This window comes from Pandoraea oxalativorans, assembly GCF_000972785.3.
Taxonomy (GTDB): domain Bacteria; phylum Pseudomonadota; class Gammaproteobacteria; order Burkholderiales; family Burkholderiaceae; genus Pandoraea; species Pandoraea oxalativorans.
In genome coordinates, this window is the sequence record NZ_CP011253.3 from 664,456 (window position 1) to 684,801 (window position 20,346).

The 20,346-nt window shown below is 62.9% G+C and carries 19 protein-coding genes; 11 read left to right on the plus strand and 8 right to left on the minus strand.

From position 1 onward, the window contains the following. Positions 1-20 precede the first annotated feature (20 nt). Both MB84_RS03055 and MB84_RS03060 read right to left on the minus strand, forming a co-directional pair. Positions 21-725, minus strand: a complete 705-nt coding sequence (locus MB84_RS03055; protein ID WP_046290710.1) for a response regulator — start codon at positions 723-725, stop codon at positions 21-23. A gap of 206 nt (positions 726-931) precedes the next feature. Further along, positions 932-1,318 (minus strand): DoxX family protein, encoded by a 387-nt coding sequence (locus tag MB84_RS03060; RefSeq protein ID WP_046293345.1) that lies wholly within the window; start codon positions 1,316-1,318, stop codon positions 932-934. A gap of 302 nt (positions 1,319-1,620) precedes the next feature. On the opposite strand from MB84_RS03060, the gene MB84_RS03065 reads away from it, so the two are divergent. The 6 genes from MB84_RS03065 (at position 1,621) to MB84_RS03090 (ending at position 7,476) form a co-directional block, all read left to right on the plus strand. Further along, positions 1,621-2,325 (plus strand): GntR family transcriptional regulator, encoded by a 705-nt coding sequence (locus tag MB84_RS03065; protein WP_084009583.1) that lies wholly within the window; start codon positions 1,621-1,623, stop codon positions 2,323-2,325. Positions 2,326-2,705: 380 nt separating this feature from the next. Continuing rightward, positions 2,706-3,773: a TauD/TfdA family dioxygenase gene (locus tag MB84_RS03070; RefSeq protein ID WP_046290711.1), complete on the plus strand. Its 1,068-nt coding sequence runs from the start codon at positions 2,706-2,708 to the stop codon at positions 3,771-3,773. A 72-nt stretch (positions 3,774-3,845) separates the two neighbouring features. Then, complete coding sequence (locus MB84_RS03075; RefSeq protein WP_052652903.1) at positions 3,846-4,739, plus strand: ABC transporter substrate-binding protein; 894 nt, start codon at positions 3,846-3,848, stop codon at positions 4,737-4,739. 25 nt (positions 4,740-4,764) lie between these two features. After that, positions 4,765-5,904: an amino acid ABC transporter permease gene (locus MB84_RS03080; RefSeq protein WP_046290712.1), complete on the plus strand. Its 1,140-nt coding sequence runs from the start codon at positions 4,765-4,767 to the stop codon at positions 5,902-5,904. 13 nt (positions 5,905-5,917) lie between these two features. Continuing rightward, positions 5,918-6,661 carry an amino acid ABC transporter ATP-binding protein gene (locus tag MB84_RS03085; RefSeq protein ID WP_046293348.1) on the plus strand — a complete coding sequence of 248 codons (744 nt, stop codon included), beginning with the start codon at positions 5,918-5,920 and terminating at the stop codon, positions 6,659-6,661. Between the two features lie 113 nt (positions 6,662-6,774). Next, a complete protein-coding gene (locus tag MB84_RS03090) occupies positions 6,775-7,476 on the plus strand; it encodes an HD domain-containing protein (RefSeq protein ID WP_052652905.1) in 702 nt (233 codons plus the stop codon). 19 nt (positions 7,477-7,495) lie between these two features. Here MB84_RS03090 and MB84_RS03095 read toward each other — a convergent pair whose 3' ends face one another. After that, positions 7,496-7,969 (minus strand): Lrp/AsnC family transcriptional regulator, encoded by a 474-nt coding sequence (locus MB84_RS03095; RefSeq protein WP_046290713.1) that lies wholly within the window; start codon positions 7,967-7,969, stop codon positions 7,496-7,498. Positions 7,970-8,128: 159 nt separating this feature from the next. On the opposite strand from MB84_RS03095, the gene MB84_RS03100 reads away from it, so the two are divergent. From MB84_RS03100 to MB84_RS03110, 3 genes are read left to right on the plus strand one after another with little or no spacing between them, the layout of a single operon-like run. Then, positions 8,129-9,397 (plus strand): Zn-dependent hydrolase, encoded by a 1,269-nt coding sequence (locus tag MB84_RS03100; RefSeq protein ID WP_046290714.1) that lies wholly within the window; start codon positions 8,129-8,131, stop codon positions 9,395-9,397. Between the two features lie 55 nt (positions 9,398-9,452). Further along, positions 9,453-10,685, plus strand: a complete 1,233-nt coding sequence (locus tag MB84_RS03105; protein ID WP_046290715.1) for a diaminopropionate ammonia-lyase — start codon at positions 9,453-9,455, stop codon at positions 10,683-10,685. A gap of 36 nt (positions 10,686-10,721) precedes the next feature. After that, the gene (locus tag MB84_RS03110; protein ID WP_046290716.1) at positions 10,722-11,900 is read left to right on the plus strand and encodes a M20 aminoacylase family protein; all 1,179 of its coding nucleotides are present in this window, start codon (positions 10,722-10,724) and stop codon (positions 11,898-11,900) included. Positions 11,901-11,937: 37 nt separating this feature from the next. Here the strand turns inward: MB84_RS03110 and MB84_RS03115 are convergent, their stop codons facing one another. Next, entirely contained in the window at positions 11,938-12,684 is a 747-nt protein-coding gene (locus MB84_RS03115) for a GntR family transcriptional regulator (RefSeq protein ID WP_046290717.1), read from the minus strand. A 232-nt stretch (positions 12,685-12,916) separates the two neighbouring features. Here MB84_RS03115 and MB84_RS03120 point away from each other — a divergent pair, with 232 nt between their 5' ends. Further along, entirely contained in the window at positions 12,917-14,371 is a 1,455-nt protein-coding gene (locus MB84_RS03120; RefSeq protein ID WP_046290718.1) for a 2-hydroxymuconic semialdehyde dehydrogenase, read from the plus strand. A gap of 89 nt (positions 14,372-14,460) precedes the next feature. Here MB84_RS03120 and MB84_RS03125 read toward each other — a convergent pair whose 3' ends face one another. Genes MB84_RS03125 through MB84_RS03135 form a run of 3 tightly spaced genes read right to left on the minus strand, consistent with a single transcriptional unit; the run spans position 14,461 to position 18,240 of the window. Next, entirely contained in the window at positions 14,461-15,657 is a 1,197-nt protein-coding gene (locus tag MB84_RS03125) for an aminotransferase-like domain-containing protein (RefSeq protein ID WP_046290719.1), read from the minus strand. Between the two features lie 20 nt (positions 15,658-15,677). Beyond that, entirely contained in the window at positions 15,678-17,177 is a 1,500-nt protein-coding gene (gene amaB / locus MB84_RS03130; RefSeq protein WP_046290720.1) for an L-piperidine-6-carboxylate dehydrogenase, read from the minus strand. A gap of 37 nt (positions 17,178-17,214) precedes the next feature. After that, positions 17,215-18,240, minus strand: coding sequence for a DUF1338 domain-containing protein (locus MB84_RS03135; RefSeq protein ID WP_046290721.1), 1,026 nt, complete (start codon positions 18,238-18,240; stop codon positions 17,215-17,217). A gap of 170 nt (positions 18,241-18,410) precedes the next feature. Here MB84_RS03135 and MB84_RS03140 point away from each other — a divergent pair, with 170 nt between their 5' ends. After that, entirely contained in the window at positions 18,411-19,334 is a 924-nt protein-coding gene (locus tag MB84_RS03140) for a LysR family transcriptional regulator (protein WP_039395699.1), read from the plus strand. Between the two features lie 56 nt (positions 19,335-19,390). Here MB84_RS03140 and MB84_RS03145 read toward each other — a convergent pair whose 3' ends face one another. Further along, on the minus strand, positions 19,391-20,344 hold the full coding sequence (locus MB84_RS03145) for a type I restriction endonuclease (RefSeq protein ID WP_052652907.1): 954 nt from the start codon (positions 20,342-20,344) through the stop codon (positions 19,391-19,393). Between the last annotated feature and the right edge of the window lie 2 nt (positions 20,345-20,346).

Genomic DNA, 20,346 nt, shown 5'->3' on the forward strand with positions numbered 1-20,346 from the left:
GGTCGTGAGGTCGTGCCGGGTCAGTCCCAGCAGGATTTGTTGAGTTGATAGCCCTTGCCGCGCACCGTCAGAATGCACTGCGGCGCGGTGGGGTCGTCGTTGAGCTTGCGTCGCAGTTTGTAGATGCCGCCGTCGACCGAGCGGTCGATGCCGTCGAACTCCACGCCGCGCAAGTGGCGCACCAGCGTGTCGCGCGTCACCACTTCGCCCGCCGAGCAGGCCAGTGCCCAGAGCAGATCGAATTCGGCGGAGGTCAGGTCGGGCTGCTTGCCGTTCGGCAGCGTGACGGACCGGGTGCCCCGGTCGATGCGGCACCGGCCGAGCGTAATGCTCTCGGGGGCGTTGCTCGCGGGAATCAGGTGTTCGTTGCGACGCAGTTGCGCCTTGATGCGGGCGAGCAGCACACGCGGCTCCACCGGTTTGTGAACGTAATCGTCCGCCCCCAGCTCCAGCCCCAGCACTTCGTCGAATTCCTCGTCGCGCGCCGTCACCATGATGACGATGCCGCGGTACTGCGCGCGCGCTTCACGACAGATCTCGAAGCCGTCCTTGCCTGGAAGATTGACGTCGAGAATCACCAGATCGGGGCGGCGGCGCAGGATCGTTTGCACGGCACGTGCGCCATCGAGCACGCATTCGACCTGATAGCCGTGCTTCTGAAGGTAGCCGCAAACCAGGGCGGACAGACGGGCGTCGTCTTCAACGAGAAGGATGCGGGCGGACATGTGGATGCTGAAGGGAGATTGCGCGAGTGTAACGAGTTCCGTTGCGCTGGTATTGCCTGGCGACAAAACTCGACAATTCTCCAACGTCGATGCGTTGTGTTTTCGGCATCTGCTTAAAACGAACACCCCGAGGGCCGTAAGCCGCTCGGGGTGTTGTCCGGACGTACGCGCCCGATGGCGTCGGACCGACCGACGGGGTAACCGGCTTACGCCTTCGACGAAGAAGTATCCGGTTGCGCCGCCAGCAGAAGGAACCCACCGGCAATCGCAATGTTCTTGAAGAAGTTATTCAGTTGAGCGCTGAACTGTGCGGGATCGGCGGCCCAGAACTTATGGCCGATGAGCGCCGTTGCCACGGTGTAGATCGCGAGCAGGAGCGCCAGCGGCTTGAGACGCCAGCCGAGAATCAGTGCGATGGCACCACCGGCTTCGATCACGATGACCAGCGCGGTCACGACTTCCGCGAAGGGCAGGCCGATGGCCGCGAAATAGCCGACGGTCGCCTTGAAAGCGAAGATTTTGCGAACCCCGGCGATCAGGAACAGGGCCGACATCAGCACCCGTGCAAACCACTGAATATTGAAACGATGCATGGTGATTGTTTTCATCCAAAAAGCGAATTTCATTCGACAGAGACGTCGGCATTGATGCGTTCCTGCGTGATGTGCTGCCGCAGGTGGCGCTCATCATATCGATGCGATAAGCGGCAATAAATATGTGTCCCGGTAACTTAAAGTTGCATGGGCGGAACAATCGACGCGGAACGCTTGAGCGGGCATGCGGTAGCCGGATGTCCGAGAAAAACTCAAGCGAGCGATGAAGTTGAGACGTATACGGAATTGGGAATTTGTATAATCGTTGCGTTATCCATTTCGGCCTCCACGGGTTCTGCGCTGTGACCAAATCCTCACGCGGCGACGCGACCGGCAACCTTGCCGCCACTGCCACGCTCGACGAAGCTTCACTCTCGACGGCAGACCGCGCTTACGACGCCATTCGCCGTCAGATCGTGTCGGGCGAACTGCCGGAAGGTGCGCCGATTCGTCAGGACGAGATCGCGGCGCAAATGGGCGTGAGCAAGATTCCGGTGCGCGAGGCGCTGATGCGTCTGCAATCCGAGGGATGGGTGACGCTCAAGCGTCATGCGGGGGCGATGGTGTCGCCGCTCACGGTAAGCGATTGCGTCGAGATGCTCGACATGCGCATCGCACTCGAATGTCGCGCGCTTGAGATCGCGGTGCCGAACATGGCGCCGAGCGATCTCGCGCTGGCCGAACAATTGCTCAAGCGTTACGCGAAGGCGGACACACCGCAATCGTGGAGCGAACTGAATCTCGCATTTCATCAGGCGCTTTACGCGCCCGCGAACCGCCCGCGCCTCGTCGCCACGGCGCAGGCAGCACAGGAGCGTATGGGACGTTTTCTGCGCGCGCACCTCTCGGCCGTCAACGACCACCAGCGCTCGACCGACGAGCACATCGCCATCCACCAGGCCTGCGCTGCGGGCGACACGAAAGCCGCTGTACGCCTGCTGCGCAAACATTTGGAACAAACGCAACGCGAAGTGATGGCGTATTTCCGATTGAACGGGAAGGCTTAAGCGACATCTCTCTTCGCCATCCGTCGCCCTGACACGTTTAAAATCGTATACGAAAGTAATAAATGATATACGGGCACAATTTTGTTCGCGTATAGTCCATGTGACCCGGGTTCTGCGTACCCGGCTGTTCGGGCCGTCCCGCGCGGGGCCATGAGCCCGTTGCTTGTCTCGTCTGTCGTCTGCCAGAGAGGCGCTGCGCGCGCCCGCACTGCGATGTAGAGCGCACCCAGGACACCTTGCCGCTGTGTTGTTTTCCAGCGCTAGGACTTTCCCTGATTCGACGCAACCCCTGATTGCCGGAATCGAAAAACTGGGTGTAATGTCTTTACATGTATATACAACGCAGGACGAACTACTCATTACATCTATCAGGAGGTTTCATGTCCGAGTCCAAGAGTCTTCAGGGCGCTGCCGTCTGGCGCGGTGCCGAAATGGTGAACAACGACCGTTGGGTCAAAACGTTCCCGGCACACGTGCTCGATCAGATCGATGCCGCGCTGGCGCAAACGCACAACGTCGACTGGCGCAACATCAATCGTCAGAACTTCCCGCTGCCCGACGCGGGCGCGTTCTTTGACGATGTTCGTGAAGAACTCGAAAACGGCTCCGGCATGGTCAAGATTCGCGGTCTCGACGTCAGCCGTTATGACGCCGAACAACTGCGCCGTATCTGGTACGCGCTGGGTGCACACCTTGGCACACCGATGTTCCAGAACTGCCGTGGCGAAGTCATGCGCGAGATCAAGGACGAAGGCATGGGCGTCGGTGCGAAGCTCTACGGCGCGACCGTCGACAGCTCGGGCAAGCCATTCCTCTCCTCCGGCGCGCGTACCCTCTCACCGGGACAACTGCGCTTTCACACGGACCGTTGCGACGTGGTCGGTTTGCTGTGCGTGCGTCAGGCTTCGGAAGGCGGCGTGAGCAAACTAGCGAGCAGTGCTACCGTCTACAACGAGATGCTCAAGCGCCGTCCGGATCTGCATGCACTGCTGTGCAAACCGATTCCGCGCAGCCGTTTCGGCGAAGAAGCCGGTGGCGAACACATCGCTTATGACCTGCCGATCTTCGGCGTGCGAGACGGTAAGCTGACGAGCCACTTCTCTCTCACCTATATTGAGAACGCCCAGATGCTGCCGGGCGTGCGCAAGCTGAGCGACGCCGAACACGAAGCCATCCAGATGCTCATGGCGCTGGCAGAAGAAGAGTGCTTCCAGATGCGTTTCGCGCCGGGCGACATTCAGTTGCTCAACAACCACATCGTGTACCACGGCCGTACGGCTTTCGTGGACGATGTGCAGACCGGTCAGGACCGCATGCTCATGCGCCTGTGGCTGTCGATGCCCAACTCCCGCGCCTTGCCCGACGATCACGCCGTCCTGTGGGGCGACGTCGCCTCGGGCAAGCCGCATGGCGGCATCGCTCAACCGGCTGCGGCATTGCCCGCCTGACCCGCTGCAACACTGAAGCCCCCGCGCTCGCGCCCCGAATCACAGACCAAAGACGCAAGGAGAGACCCCCTCATGAAACCGATCGAACAGCAAGACAAGAACCGCGCAACCCGCAAGACGACTCATCTGCGCTCGCTGCTCATTCCGCTCGTGCTGGGCGGCCTCTGCGTCGTGTCGACGGCCGCCTGCGCAGCGCCGGACTTCGGCAACTGCCAGGTCACCGGCACGCGCGGCTCGGTCAAACTCGAAACGGTTACGCCGGGCGCACTGTCGGTGCGTCCCGTGTTGCCCGCACCGGGCTGGTGGAACGGCGATTCGCCCGACACCATCAAGGACGGCTTCGAATACTGCATGGCCGCCAACATGGCCCACCGCGCCGGTCTGGATCGCGTGATCGTCGTCAACCGCTCGTTCGCGCAAGTGGTGACGGGGCAGGCCAAGGGCTTCGATATTGCGCTGAGCGAAATCACCATCACCGACGAGCGCAAGAAGGTCGTCAACTTCACCGATCCGTACTTCAGTTCGGATCAGGGCGTTCTCGTGAAGACGGGCACCAAGGTCGACAAGGACAGCATCAAGAAGATGCGTCTGGGCGTGAAGCAAGGCACCACGATCCTGCCTTATCTGACGGACAAGGTGAAGGTCGCCGAACACCCGAAGGTCTACACCGACGCCGCCGCCATGTACGCCGCACTCGCCGCCGGTCAGGTCGACGCCGTGCTGTACGACACGCCGAACGTGCTGTCCATCGCGAAGAAGTCCGAAGGCCGTTTCGAAGTCGTCGGCCGCTACGACACGAGCGAACAGTGGGGCGGTCTCGTCAACAAGGATTCGCCGAATCTCGCCGCCTTCAACAAGCTGATCGCCGAGATGAAGAAGGACGGCACGTTCGACCGTCTGGCGACGCAATACCTCGTGCCGAGCCTCGGTGCCGATCCCGCCAAGCTGCCGATCCTGACGCCGTGAGGCGTCGCGACCCGAGTCTATCCATATGAGCGAATCCTCTCAAAAGGCGCCGGGGTCCATCCTCGGCGGCATGGGCCGGGAGCGCCGTCTGAACGTGGGCGGCACGCCGTCTGCGCCGACGGTGCTGTGTCTGTGCGCATTGCTGGGCGCGGCGATTGCCGTCGCCAGCAGCGTTTATACGATCGCCGCCCTGCGTGAAGGGTTGATGGTCAATCAACTGGGTGGCTGGTGGGTGCCCGTCGGTACGGTTCTGCTTGGGCTGGCCTCGTTGCTCGTGCTCATTCCGCTGGTGCGTGCATTTGCGCGTTACCGGGACTTCGGTCGCGCCACGTCGCGCCGTGACATCGTCGCGGCGCGTGTGGCGAAGGCCGAAGCCGGGGTACAAAGCTGGATCACGCTGGGCTACACGCTTGCGCAACTGATCGTCGTGCTCGCGTTGCAGTTCGTGCTGGCGAACGACCTGGCGGTGGCGAAGACGTTCTTCCTCGTCCCGCTCATCGTCAAGACGTTCCCGCTCGTACTCGACGCCTTCTGGGTGAACGTGAAGATCTTCCTGATTGCGGAAGTCTTCGTGCTGATCTGGGGCCTGGTCGTCGCACTCGCCATGTTCGCACCGGGCAATGCAGGCAAGCCGCTGCGCTTCATCGCTACGGCTTACGTCGACATCTTTCGCGCGATGCCTGCGGTGCTGGTGATCTATCTGGTGGGTTTCGGCCTGCCGCTCACCGGCGTGCCGATCCTGAAGGACCTGTCGCTCACCACCTACGTCGTGATCGCGTTGACGCTGACCGTCGGCGCCTACGTGGCGGAGATCTATCGCGCCGGGATTCAGGGCGTGCACTGGTCACAAGTGGCGGCGGCGCGCTCGCTGGGCCTGTCGTACACGCAGACGTTGCGCTTCGTGGTGTTGCCGCAGGGCATCCGGCAGATCATTCCGCCGCTGCTCAACGCCTTCATCGCGTTGCAGAAGGACACGGCGCTCGTGAACGTCGTCGGGGTGATCGACGCCTTCAACCAGTCGATGGTGATCGCGTCGAACCACTACAACCTGTCGGCGGCAACGACCGTCGCCATCCTGTTCATCATCATCTCGGTTCCGCAGGTGCGCTTCGTGGAACGGATGGCCAAACGCGACCGCGCCCGCATGCGTGCCGGCGGTGCCTGAGGAGCGAACGACCATGTCATTCATCGAGATTCGCGACATTGCCAAGTCGTACGGCGACGTATCGGTCATCAACGGTCTGGCGATGACGGTGGAGGAGCATCAGGTGGTGTGCCTGATCGGTCCGTCCGGTTCCGGCAAGTCGACGTTGCTGCGCTGTATCAACGGACTGGAGTCGATCGACGCGGGCGAGATTCTCGTGCACGGCGACCGCATTACCGGCCCCGGCGTGGACGTCAATTCGCTGCGTCGGGACATCGGTATCGTGTTTCAGGGCTACAATCTGTTCCCGCACATGACGGTGCTGGAGAACGTCACACTCGCGCCGATTCGCGTGCTAAAGCAACCCCGACGCGAAGCGGAAGATCGCGCGATGGCGTTGCTGGAACGCTTCGGTCTGGCGCATAAGGCGAACGAGTATCCGGACCGCATGTCGGGCGGGCAGCAACAACGCGTGGCCATCGTGCGTGCTCTGGCGATGGACCCGATGGTGTTGTTGCTCGACGAAATCACATCGGCCCTCGACCCGGAGCTGGTGTCCGAAGTGCTCAACATCGTGCGCGATCTGGCGCACGAGGGCATGACGATGCTGCTCGCCACGCACGAGATGGGCTTCGCACGCGAAGTGGCCTCGAAGGTCTGCTTCCTGTGCGACGGCGCGGTATGCGAGGAGGGGCCGCCTGAGCAGATTTTCGGCGACCCGCAGCAGGAGCGCACGCGTGCTTTCCTGCGAAGCATTCGGCAAGCCAAGCGTCTGTAGCAGACACCCCTTCGCGCTTCACGGTTCGAGGGGGATTTGCGTGGCACCGTCCCGACGAGCAAACGCTTCGTCATTGAGAGCGGCAAGACCGGTGCACAGACAATCCGAACGCTATGAACACTACGACGCATCCGCTGCTGCAAGCCTTCTTCCCCTATGGCGACGTGATCGCCGCCGTGCTCCGGATCATGGGGGTTTGCGCCGACGGGCAGGATAGCGACGACGGCTCGCACGACTGGTCGCATCTGATTCGCGTGTGGAAACTGGTGGCGGAAATCGCCGCCGACGACCCGGCGCTCGACCTCGAGATGCTGGCGGTCTCGGTGCTGCTGCACGACTGCGTGCAAGTGGAGAAAACGGACCCGCGCCGCGCACAGGCGTCGCGGCTCTCGGCGGAGAAGGCGAGCGAGGTACTGCGCACACTTGGTTGGAACGCCGCCCGCATCGATGCCACCGCGCACGTCATCGAAGCGCATAGCTTCTCGGCAGCGATCGAACCCCGGACGAACGAGGCGCGCGTGCTGCGCGACGCCGACCGGCTCGATGCCATCGGTGCCATCGGCATCGCCCGCACGTTCTACGTCGCAGGTCGCAATGGCTCGCGGCTTTACGATCCGCTCGATCCTTTCGCCACGGATCGCGAGCTGGACGACCGGCGCTTTGCACTCGATCACTTCGAGACCAAGCTTCTGCATCTCGCCGACGGATTGACGACCGCTACGGCGCGGCGCATCGGAGAACGCCGCATCGCCACCATGCGTGCTTACGTCGAGCTGCTGCGCGACGAAATCGCCACGCCACGTTCGACGGCCTGATTTCTGCGCCGTCGACGCGCTACGCTGCGACGGCGTCCAGCGGGACCTCCAGCCCGACCTTCACGTTGCTCATCGAGACGAGCGTCTTGAAGCGTTTGACGTTGTTGCTCTCGAAGAAGAGCGTGCGCGTGAGCGCCGTGTACTGCGCCATGTTCTGCACGACCATGATCACCACGAAGTCGCATTCCCCCGCGACGTAATAGCACTGCTGCACCTGCGGGCACGCGAGAAAACTCCGCTTCATCGCGTCGAGCAGATCAAGACGTTCGTTCTCGACTTCGACTTCCGTGATGATCGTGAGCGGATAGCCGACCTGCTCCGGGTCGACCAGCGAGACGGTCTTGCGCGTCACGCCTTCCTCCGCAAGCTTTTTCAGTCGCCGGTTCACCGCCGCAGACGACAGATTGACCTGCGCCCCCAGCGCATGCTGAGGCGTTGTCGCATCCCGCTGAATCGCCGCAAGGAGGGCGATGTCGTAACTGTCGAGGCTCATTTGCGAAATAAAAATTCGATTAAGACGCCTAAAACGCGCAAATCGTACGCGCACGGCGGAATATTATTCAGGCTGTCCGATGATACTCCGCTAGCGGCGACCCTCCGAAGTCCGTACCGCAGCGCGCTTTCGCCCCCTACGAGAACAACCGACCGCCTCATGTCCGACACGAAAACCCCCGCGCTTCGCCTGAATGGCGCCGTCCTGCTCCAACAACTTCGCGAACTCGGCGAGATCGGCACCGATCCCGTCGCAGGTGGCCGCACGCGCGTTGCGCTGACCGACGACGAGAAAGCCGGTCGCGATCAGGTCGTCGCGTGGATGCGCGCGCTGGATCTCGATGTGCAGATCGACCGCATCGGCAACATCTTCGGTACGTTGCCTTCGGCGACGAAGGACGCGTCGGGTGAAGTACCCCGCCCGCTGATGATGGGCTCGCACATCGATACCGTCGTCAACGCCGGTGCACTCGACGGATGCTACGGCGTGCTCGGCGGCCTGGCCGTCGTGCGGGCGTTTCGCGACGCAGGCATCGCGCCGTCGCGTCCGATCACGGTGGCGGCGTTCACCAACGAGGAGGGCGCGCGCTTTCACCCCGACATGATGGGCTCGCTCGTGCACGCGGGCGGGCTGTCGGTGGACGAAGCGCTCGATGCTATCGGCACGGACGGCGCGCGTCTGGGCGATGAACTCGCGCGCATCGGCTACGCCGGTGACATGGCGCCGGGCATGCTCGTCCCTCACGAATATCTCGAACTGCACATCGAGCAGGGGCCGATTCTCGAAGCCGAGGGGCTGGAGATCGGCGTCGTCGAGAACTTGCAGGGCATCTCGTGGCAGCAGATCACCGTGCAGGGCAACGCCAACCATGCGGGCACGACGCCGACGCGTCTGCGTCACGATGCGGGCTACGTGGCCTCGGCGACGGTGACCGAACTGCGCCGGATTGCCGTCGAATCCGGCACGACGCTCGCAACCGTGGGCACGATGAAGTTCGAACCGGGTGTCATCAACGTGATTGCGCGCCGCGCGGTGTTCACCGTGGACATGCGCGATCCGAGCGAAGCGCGTCTTGCCGAGAGCGAGGCACGTCTGGCCGATTTCCTCACGAAGATCGCGCAGGCCGAAGGCGTGCGCATTTCGACGGAGCGTCTGGCGCGCTTCACGCCGGTGGTCTTCAACGCCGAGCTGGCCGATGTGATCGAAGCCTGCGTCAAGCGTCGCGGTCTGTCGTACAAGCGCATGACGTCGGGCGCAGGACACGACGCGCAGATGATCGCGCGCATCGCCCCGGCCGCGATGATCTTCGTGCCGAGCCGGGGCGGCATCAGCCACAACCCGCGCGAACATACCGATGACGACCAACTCGTTCGCGGTGCCGAGGTGTTGCTCGACGTCGTCGCGCAGCGATTGGGCGTGTCGCAGTAGATCCGCGGCTGCACTCAGGAACATCCCGTCACATCCCGCAATACCGGAGCCCCCCATGTTTTACGTCAATCCGCAAGCCACGCGCGCGCCGTACCCGGCCGACCTTCAGGACATCATGAGCATCGCTCGCGCACAGCAGAGTCGTGAGTGGCTTGCACACTGGGACGGACTGACACCCGGCGCTACGCCGCTGCGTTCGCTGCCGGATTTGGCGGCGTCACTCGGCGTGGGCAACGTGCTGGTGAAGGACGAAGCGCTACGCTCCGCACTCGGCAGTTTCAAGGCGCTGGGCGCGCCGATTGCCCTCGTGCGCCTGTTGTTGCGTCAGTTCGAGGCGAAGGGTTTCACCGCGAAGTCGTTGCTGGGTGGCGAGCATCGCAACGCGCTGGCCGGTTTCACGGCGATCAGCGCGACGGACGGCAACCACGGTCGCGCGCTGGCGGCTGCGGCGCAAAGCATCGGCTGCCGCTGCGTGATCGTTTTGCATGCGCACGTGAGCGACGAGCGGGAGCAAGCGATTGCGGCGTATGGCGCGGAGATCGTGCGCATCGCAGGCAACTACGACGCCTCTGTCGAAGAAGCGGCCGCGCTGGCGTCGCGTCACGGCTGGCATGTGGTTTCGGATACGTCCTACGAGGGGTATGAAGTCATCCCGCGCGACGTCATGCAAGGTTACGGCACGGTGGCGGCAGAAGTCTCGGAAGCGCTGGATGGCGATGCGTCGCAACAGGACTCGGCCTGCCCCGTCACGCACGTTTTCCTGCAAGGCGGTGTGGGTGGACTGGCGGCGGGCATCGTGAGCTATCTGTGGGAGCGCTGGGGCGTGTGGCGTCCGACGTTCGTGGTCGTCGAGCCCGAGCAGGCGGACTGTCTGTATCGGAGCGCCATCGCGGGAAAAGCCACGTCGGCGTCCGGATCGGTCGATTCCGTGATGGCCGGGCTGGCGTGTGGCGAGACGTCGCCCCTTGCGTGGCGTTTCCTCCAGGCGTCGGTCGACGCGTTCATGACCGTCACGGACGCGCAGGCGGTGCAGGCGATGCAGCGGCTGGCCCGTGGCACCGACAACGATGTGCCGTTCGTCGCCGGAGAGTCCGGCGTGGCCGGGCTGGCGGGGCTGATGCCGGCGGCGGCTACGCCAGCGATGGCGGCGGCGCTCGGCCTCACGTCAGACTCGCGGGTATTGCTCATCAGCACCGAGGGCGCGACGGCCCCGTCCGTCTACGCCGAACTGGTGGGCGAGCCAGCCACGTCGGTCGAAGCACGCCAGCAGGCGTGGCTCGCACGCTAATCTTGTCACCCAACACGCCTATTGCCGGAGCCAGGTATGAGTCACGACATCGAACAAGAGACGTATTTCGCCAGGGCGCTCACCGGATGGCGGCACGCGTTCCATCGTCAACCCGAGACGGGGTTCGAGGAAGTCGGCACCTCGCAGACGGTGGCGACGATTCTCGAGAGCCTCGGGCTGGACGTGCATCGCAACATCGGCGGCACCGGGATTGTGGCGAATCTGCGCGTCGGCGACGGCACGGGCGCGATCGGTATTCGTGCCGACATGGATGCGTTGATGATCGACGAGAAGGCATCGGGGCGCGACTACGCGTCGCAAGTCCCCGGCAAGATGCACGCCTGCGGTCACGACGGGCATATGTCGATGGTGCTGGGGACCGCGAAGCTGCTCGCCGAGTCGCGCGACTTCAACGGCACGGTGCGCTTCATCTTCCAACCCGCCGAGGAGCATGGTCGCGGTGCAAAGGCGATGATTGCCGACGGGCTGCTTGAGCGCTTTCCCATCGATGCGATCTACGGCGTTCACAACATGCCGGGCATTCCGACGGGGCGTATTGCCACACGCGTGGGCGGCATCATGGCCAGCGAGGACAACTTCGTCATTCGGATTCGTGGCAAGGGCACGCACGCGGCGCGGCCGCACATGGGCGTCGATCCCCTCGTGATTGGCGCACAGATTGTCGTGGCGTTGCAAACGGTGGTGTCGCGCAGCGTCGACCCGGGACTCTCGGCGGTGGTGTCGTGCACCGAGTTCATCACGGACGGCATTCGCAACGCGATTCCGACGAACGTCGAAATTCGGGGCGACACACGCAGCTACACGCCGGATGTGCAGCAACTGCTCGAAGCACGCATGCGCGACATCTGCATGGGCGCGTGTGCGATGCACGGCGCGCACTGCGAGTTCGAATACACGCACGAGTTTGCGCCGACGATGAACTGGGCCGACAACACGGCGCTGGCCGTTCGTGCCGCGCGAACCGTGGCCGGTGAGGGGATGGTCGACGCGGAGATCGCGCCGGTGATGGCGTCGGAAGACTTCGGCGTGTTCTTGCAGCATGTGCCGGGAAACTTCGCGTTTATCGGCAACGGTAGCGGCGACGAGCCCGGCGCGATTCCGCTGCACAACGCCTGCTACGACTTCAACGACGCCATCTTGCCGCTCGGCGCGCGCTACTTCGCGCAGATCGTGCGCGACAGCTTGCCGTGCTGAGAGGCTGCGCTTATCCGCTTACCCGCTCACCACCCGCTTAGCGAACAGCCGCGAGCGGCACCGTCCCGGCGTTGATCACTGCGTCGGGCAGTTCGCGAACGGCTTCCAGCGTCTTGCGGATGTGGGCGGCGAGCAGCGTTGCTGCGCGCTCGGCGTCGCGTGCGAGGCACGCGTCGAAGATGGCCTGATGCTCTTCATGGACGTCGCGCGGCACCGGGCGGTGCGTGATCGACAGCCGTCGATAGCGCTCGGACTGGCGATAGAGAATCGTCAGAAAGTGATGCAGCCAGCGCGACGGACACGCACGAATCAGCACCTCATGAAACGCGCGGTTTCGCGCTTCCCAGTGGGCAAATTGCCCGACGTCCTGCTCGCCATCCTTCCCCAGCCGTTCCTCGGCGAGCGTGAGCAGGTGGAAGGCGCTCGTCAGATCGGCTTCCCACGCATCGTCTCCCAACGCGACCGACTGGCGTAGCGCCTCGGTCTCCAACTGCACGCGTGTCTCGGTGATATCGATGAAATCGGCCAGCGAGATCGGCGTCACCCGAAAACCGCGATGGCCGTGCTGGACGACGAGTGCGTCCGCCACCAGTAGCGCCAGCGCCTCGCGCAGCGTTCCCGCACCCACTTCATACCGATCCTTCAGATGCTCGACGCGCAGCTTCTCGCCCGGCGCGAGATGCCCCTCGACGATGTCGTTGCGCAGACGCATGTAGGCGCTTTGCGCCAACGTGGCATCTGCGGCGGGCGCAGCCGGGGCGGAGGGGGCGGTCGGGCTATGCATATGTCAGGCGGTCAGGACATGTAGGAACGAGTGCCGAAAGTATAAGCGGCTTCCTTCGGATTGTCGCAAAATCGACAAATAATCGAGATAAATAAAAATTCTCGAGAAAATGTTGACGAGGATCGGGCGACGGATTTATTGTGTGCTCCATGCCGACGTCAGCGCCTTGCCCGTGATCGGGTATTGGGGGGCTGACGCTCATCCGCATCCAACCAGACAGAGAGCGTGAGACATGAAGGATTTCCAGAACTTCATCAACGGTGAGTGGGTGTCCAGCCAGCGCACCTTCGAGAACCGTAATCCGGTGGACAACAGCGTGATTGGGCTCGTCCACGAAGCCGGGCGCAGCGAAGTCGACACCGCCGTGCGCGCCGCCCGCGCTGCGCTTCACGGCCCGTGGGGCAAGATGACCGTCGCACAGCGCGTGGAACTGCTGCACGCGGTGGCCGACGGCATCAACCGCCGCTTCGACGACTTTCTGGCCGCAGAGATTGCGGACACCGGCAAGCCGCACGGACTCGCGAGCCATCTCGACATCCCGCGCGGTGCGGCGAACTTCAAGGTGTTCGCCGACATGATCAAGAACGTGCCGACCGAGTCGTTTGCGATGACGACGCCCGACGGCGGTAACGCGCTCAACTATGGCGAGCGCACGCCGCGCGGCGTGATCGCCGTCGTCTGCCCGTGGAATCTGCCGTTGCTGCTCATGACGTGGAAGGTCGGCCCGGCACTGGCGTTCGGTAACACCGTGGTCGTGAAGCCGTCGGAAGAAACGCCCGCGACCGCCACGCTGCTCGGCGAGGTCATGAACGAAGTCGGCGTGCCGCCGGGCGTCTACAACGTCGTGCACGGCTTTGGGCCGGACTCGGCGGGTGCGTTCCTGACGGAGCATCCGGGCGTGAACGGCATCACCTTCACCGGCGAGACGCGTACCGGCGAAGCGATCATGAAGGCCGCAGCCAATGGCGTGCGGCCGGTGTCGTTCGAGCTGGGCGGCAAGAACCCGGGCATCGTATTTGCGGACGCCGACTTCGACAAAGCCGTCGCGGGCATCACGCGCTCGGCGTTCGATAACAGCGGTCAGGTGTGTCTCGGCACGGAGCGCGTGTACGTGCAGCGCCCGATCTTCGAGCGCTTCGTGGCGGCGCTCAAGGAGCGTGCCGAATCGCTGAAGATCGGCGATCCGTACGCGCCAGGCACGACCTTCGGCCCGCTCGTGTCGCAGGTGCATCGCGAGAAGGTGTTGTCGTACTACGCGAAGGCGCGCGAAGAAGGGGCGACGGTCGTGACCGGTGGCGGCGTTCCCGACATGCCTGCGTCGATGAAAGACGGCGCGTGGGTGCAGCCGACTATCTGGACGGGCCTGCCGGAGACGGCGTCGGTGATCCGCGAGGAGATCTTCGGGCCGTGCTGCCACATCGCGCCCTTCGATACGGAAGAGGAAGTGATCGAGATGGCGAATGCCACGCCTTACGGGCTGGCCGCCACGGTGTGGACGTCGGACGTCAGCCGCGCACACCGCATGGGTGCTGCGCTGGAAGTGGGCGTGTGCTGGATCAATGCGTGGTTCCTGCGTGACCTGCGCACGGCGTTCGGCGGTGCAAAGCAGTCGGGCATCGGACGCGAAGGCGGCGTGCACTCGCTGGAGTTCTACACGGAGCTGCGTAACGTCTGCGTGAAGCTGTAAGCGCTGACGCCGGGGCGACATAAACGCCAAGGGCCTCGCGCACCGTCGCATTCGGATGGTGCGCGAGGCCCTTGTCATGATGACGCGACTTACTTGCCCGTCGCGTCCATCGCTCGTGCGAGACGTGCCACACCTTCTTCAATCGCCGTCACGGCCGGGGCCGCGAACGACAGGCGCAGCGACGCTTCGTCCGCGTTGTCGGCAAAGAATGCCGTGCCAGGCACGAACAGCACCTTCTCGGCAATCGCATTCGGCAACAGTGCACTCGTCTTCACCGCCGCCAGACGCGCCCACACGAACATGCCGCCCTGCGGTGCGTGGAACCGAATCGCATCGCCGAGCTTGTCGCGCAGCGCGTTGCACATCGCTTCACACTTGAGACGGTAGGCCTCGGTGATCTTCGGCAGATGCCGGGTAAGCGTCCCTTCCGCGAGATACTCGGCGGCGACGGCCTGTGTCCACGGCACACTGCATAGATCGACCGTCTGCTTGGCGACGACGCAACGTCGCGCAATCTCCGGCGGCGCGACCGTCCAGCCCACCCGCAATCCGGGCGCGACGATCTTCGACAGGCTCGAGAAATGCACCACCCAGTCGCGCGATCCGGGCACTTCGGCCGTCAGACCGAGCATCGTCGGCACGGCTTCGCCGGCAAAACGCAGATCGCCGTACGGATCGTCTTCGACGATCACGAAGCGGTATTCCACGGCCAGCTTCAGCAGTGCGATACGGCGCTCGCGCGAGAGCGTGGCGCCTGTCGGATTGGCAAACGTCGGCACCGTGTAGAGCAGCTTCGGCACGGCGATCTTGCCGTCGCGCAGCAGCATGCTCAACTGTGCGACGTCGAGACCGTCGGCATCGACCGGCACAGTGACGATCTTCGCCTGTTGAAGACGCAGCGCCTGCAACGTCGCCGGATAGGCGGGCTGTTCCGTCACGACGACATCGCCCGGTGCGACCATCACGCGCAGCAACAGGTCGAGCCCCTGCTGCGAGCCGGTCGTCACCAGCAATTCTTCGGACGCACACGGTGCGCCGCGTTGTGCCATGAGCGCGATGATCTGCGCCTTGAGTTCCGCGAGGCCGTCGGTCGGGCCGTATTGCAGGCAGCGCGTCGGCTGAGCGAACGCGCGCGCCTGCGCCGCCGCCAGACCGTCGACGTCGAACAGATCGCTCGCCGGATAACCGCCGGCGAAGGAGATCATGCCCGGCTCGGACAAGTATTTGAACAACTCGCGAATCGGCGAGCCGGCCGGATTCGCGAAGGGCGTCGTAAAGTCGTACATGTCGGTTCGCTACCGCGACTTCACTCGATCGAGAAGTCGATGCCTTGCGCGAGCGGCAGGGCGGACGAGTAGTTCACCGTGTTCGTGGCGCGACGCATGTAACCCTTCCATGCATCCGAACCCGACTCGCGGCCACCGCCGGTTTCCTTCTCGCCACCGAATGCGCCGCCGATTTCTGCGCCGCTCGGTCCGATATTGACGTTGGCGATGCCGCAATCGCTGCCGGCCGACGAGGTGAAGCGCTCGGCTTCGCGCAGGTCGTTCGTGAACACGCACGACGACAGGCCGTGCGACGACGCGTTGTTGGCGTCGATGGCTTCGTTGAAGTCGCTGTACTTGAGCACGTAGAGAATCGGTGCGAACGTTTCCGTCAGCACGACTTCCGTTTGCGACGGCATTTCCACAATCGCCGGCGTCACGTAGAAACCGCCTTCGTTGCCCGCTACGGTATGACGTTCGCCACCCGTGACCTTGCCGCCTTGTGCACGTGCCTGATCGAGCGCGCCTTGCATGCGCTTGAATGCGCCTTCGTCGATCAGCGGGCCCATCAGCGTGCCGCGCTCCAGCGGGTTGCCGATGGCGACCTTACCGTACAGCGTTTTCAGACGGTCGACGGTCTTGTCGTACACGCTCTCATGCACGAACAGGCGGCGCAGCGTGGTGCAGCGCTGACCGGCGGTGCCCACCGCCGAGAACAGAATGCCGCGCAGGGCCAGTTCCGGGTTGGCGCTTTCGGTCACGATACCCGCGTTGTTGCCGCCGAGTTCGAGGATCGAGCGGCCGAAGCGGCGAGCGACTTCCACGCCGACCTTGCGACCCATTTCGGTGCTGCCCGTGGCGCTCACGATGGCCGAGCGCGGATCGGCGACGAGCGCCTCACCCACGTCGCGACCGCCGATGATCAGCGCGGTCAGGCCTTCCGGCGCGTCGCCGAATTCGGCGATTACTTCTTCCATCAGCTTGTTGACGGCCAGCGCGGTCAGCGGCGTCTTCTCCGACGGCTTCCACACCACCGCGTTGCCGCACACCAGCGCCAGCGCAGCGTTCCACGACCACACGGCTACGGGGAAGTTGAAGGCGGAAATGACGGTGCACACGCCCATCGGATGCCACGTCTCGGCCATGCGGTGGCCGGGGCGTTCCGAGGCGATCGTCAGGCCGTACAGTTGACGCGACAGGCCGACGGCGAAGTCGCAGATGTCGATCATTTCCTGCACTTCACCCAGACCTTCTTGCAGTATCTTGCCCGCTTCGAGCGTGACGAGCGCGCCCAGTGCCTGCTTGCGGTCGCGCAGCTTTTCGCCGAGCAGACGCACCAGCTCGCCACGACGCGGGGCCGGCACATTGCGCCATGCAGTGAATGCCTTGTGTGCGCGGGCGAGGGCGGCTTGTGCGTCGACGACCGACGCGCTGGCCACGCGGCCGATCAATTCGCCGTTGATCGGCGAGTGCACGGCGATGTCGCCCGCTTCGGCCAGTTTGGCAATACCCAGTTCGTTGAGGATGGAGGTCGCGTTCACGTTAATACCCTTATGGAATTCAGCGTTGATTCGTTGATTACTTGGCGTTGGCCGTCATCTTGAAAATGCCCTGCGCGTTACCGGCATCGAAGCGAAGGTCGATTTTCCAGCAGCGATTGGCGGTGTCGTACTCGCGGTGACGCGTGATGAATTCGTAGAACGAACCCGGCACGTCGCGCGTCACGGTCTCACCGTGCTTGCCACGGAACTCGCGACGCACGGTGTCGGCGCGATAGGCCGTCTGGAACACACGACCCGAGCGCGAGCGCTCGACTTCGGGTTTCATCGGGCGGCCCTTGGCCTTCTCGGCGTCCGACAGTGCGAAGACGTCTTCCACGCGGTCGGTGGCGTGGTTGAACGCATTGCCTTCGGTGGAGATCCACGCCATTTCGGCCGATTCTGCCAGCAACAGTTCGTAGTCCGCCTCGCTCGGCACGTCGTGCTGACGCGCAAACGCGCCCACGATCACCGGCAGCAGCGCCTGCGCGCTCTCAAGCGGCAGTGTGCCGTCGCGCTCCAGTTCCCACAACTGCCCGATGGCCGCTGGCGTCAGCGGGTCCTTCGAGGTGCCGACGACGCGCGACACGGCTTGCTGGAACGTCTCCGAGAAACGCTCGGGGTGCAGTTCGCTCACGAAGAATTGCGAGATCTCGTCGGGGGCGTCTTCGTGTGCGTAGGCGCGCCCCGTCATGCCGAGACGGTCCAGCGGATAGCGGCCGTTGAGCTTGAAACCGAGCGGACGCAGGATGCGCGTGAACGCCGCTTCGCCCGGCGGCAGGGCGCCGTTCTGGTCCCAGCGCACGGTGCGCAGCGCGCCGTGATCGAAGTAGACCCCACCCCCGGCGGCAATCGCCTCCTCGGTGTAGGTGCGCCCGTTTTGCGAGCGCGCGAGCAGCCCTTCGAACAGCGCCATATTCATGGCTTGCGCCAGTTCGGCGCGCGTGACGCGCCCCGGCTCGAAGTCGGCCAGGATCGACGGCGAATTGAGCGTGGCGAAAAGCGCGTCGGTACGCGCCTCCCCGATCAGGGAAACCAGCAAGGACTGCACGTTGGCGTTGCGCATCAGGTTGTCTCGCAGGGGGACGCCGTCTCGTGCGGCATCACAGGGTGAAGGTGTCAGGGCACGGCATGCGGCGCACCGTCATGCCTTCTTGCAGTGACTGCATTATTGGAACGGATGCGTCTCGCGTAAAGCGAGATAAAATTGCCACTTGATGCGTTTTTGGAATCAACATGCGCAAATTCAAGACGCCTGGCACGGCGGCGCTGCTGGCGTTCGAGGCGGCCGCCCGGCACGAAAGCTTTACCCACGCGGCCCGCGAGCTGTTTCTGACCGAGAGCGCGGTGTCGCGTCAGATCGCCACGCTGGAGACGCAGTTGGGCGTGCGGCTGTTCGTACGCGCCAAGCAGCGCGTGGTGCTCACCCGCGCGGGACGGCTTTATGGCACGCAGGTGCGCCGTACGCTCGAACAACTGGATCGCGACACCCTGTCCATCATGGCCCACGGCAGCGGCGGCGGTTCGCTGGAATTGGCGGTGCTGCCGACGTTCGCGTCAGAGTGGTTGATTCCGAGAATGAAGGACTTCGACGACCGGCATCCGGACGTTCGCGTGAACATGGGCGTTCACACCGACCTCTTCACGTTCGACGAGACGCACTTCGAGGCGGCGATTCACTTCGGGCAGCCGACGTGGCCGGGTACGTCGTCGGATTATCTGTTCGGGGAGGAAGTGGTGCCGGTATGCCGTCCGTCGATCCTGAAGGGACCGGTGCGCACTGCGGCGGATTTGCTGACGTATCCGCTGTTGCACTCGACAACGCGTCCGAGCGCCTGGTCGCAGTGGTTTGCCGAGCAGCGCGTCGAGGACCATCGGGCGTTGCAGGGCGTGCGCTACGAGCTTCACACCATGCTCATTGCGGGCGCGGCAGCAGGGTTGGGGATTGCGCTGGTGCCGAAGTTCTTCGTCGAAGGACAGTTGGCGACGCTCGGTCTCACGATTCCGTTCGACGTGAAGAGCGTGGCCGAGTCGGCCTACTACCTTGTCTACCCGACGGAACTGACACACGGGCAGCCACTCAGCGTTTTCCGCGAGTGGCTGCTCGATCAGGCGAAAGCGTATCGGCCGACGTACCGCCCGGACTATCGCCCCGCTTGATGGCCATAAGTTGATGGCTAGACCCCACGTCCAGCCGGGATCGGGAAAAAGTTGATTTAATCCAGCTGAATCTTGAGTTTGTCTTTGTAGATGCCCAGGCGCAACTCTGCTCGATCAATGAAATGACTATAAAAGAGCAATTCCGAATATAACTCCCCGTATCGTTTTCCAGTTTCCGGATCTTCGAGTGTTCCGGTGTGAAAGTAGCCTTTGGTGCTGGAGAATCGCTTCCACTCGGTTGGCATACGCGAGTGATTCAGCTTGTTTCCGATAAGGTAGCCGTAGAATTTTTTAATTCTGCCGTTGGATTTGGCTGCCAGTAATCGAGCATATTGTGTCAAGTCATTAATGTGATCTTGAATTTCAACGTCTGGGGCTTTGAATTCTATAATGATCGCAGCACCTTCCTGATTGAAGAGGGCTATGTCGGGCCGTTTAGCACTATGTTCGGAGTTGTTTTCGGAAAATAGTGCTTCAAGGCTTGAATCGACATCTGACTCGAAGAGATTTTTGCCGTCTAGCCACTTCAAGGAATGTAATGGCTTGTCCGAGGCAATGTGTTCGAAATATTGATACTCCTCATTGAGGAGCCAGATGTCATGGTCTTTCGTGTCGGAGTTGTCTTTTCCCGTTGGGAAGAAGACGTTGTGAATAATACGCTCGTGGTCATTTCTCTTTCCATCGACGTGTTTCTGGCATTCTAATAGTTTTTCAACCGCATGCCGAAGAACCTCGATCATTGCTGTTCGACGGACAACCAATTGAGACAAGTTGGTCATATCCATCTTCTTGATAGTGCTTGTGTACTTCCACGATAATTCGTTGACTTTGATGCGAAAATCGGGAGTTCTCGGGTCGAGCTTTAGCAGTTCGTCTTTAATTTTGAAGAGATTCGATGTGTCATCAACGATGTCTTCCTGAAATCTTTTTAGAACGCGTTGAGCAATATTCTCTTCGGTGTCGCTGTACCGGATTTTGACGTTTGCTCCGGTAATGCCCCCGTTTTCCACGG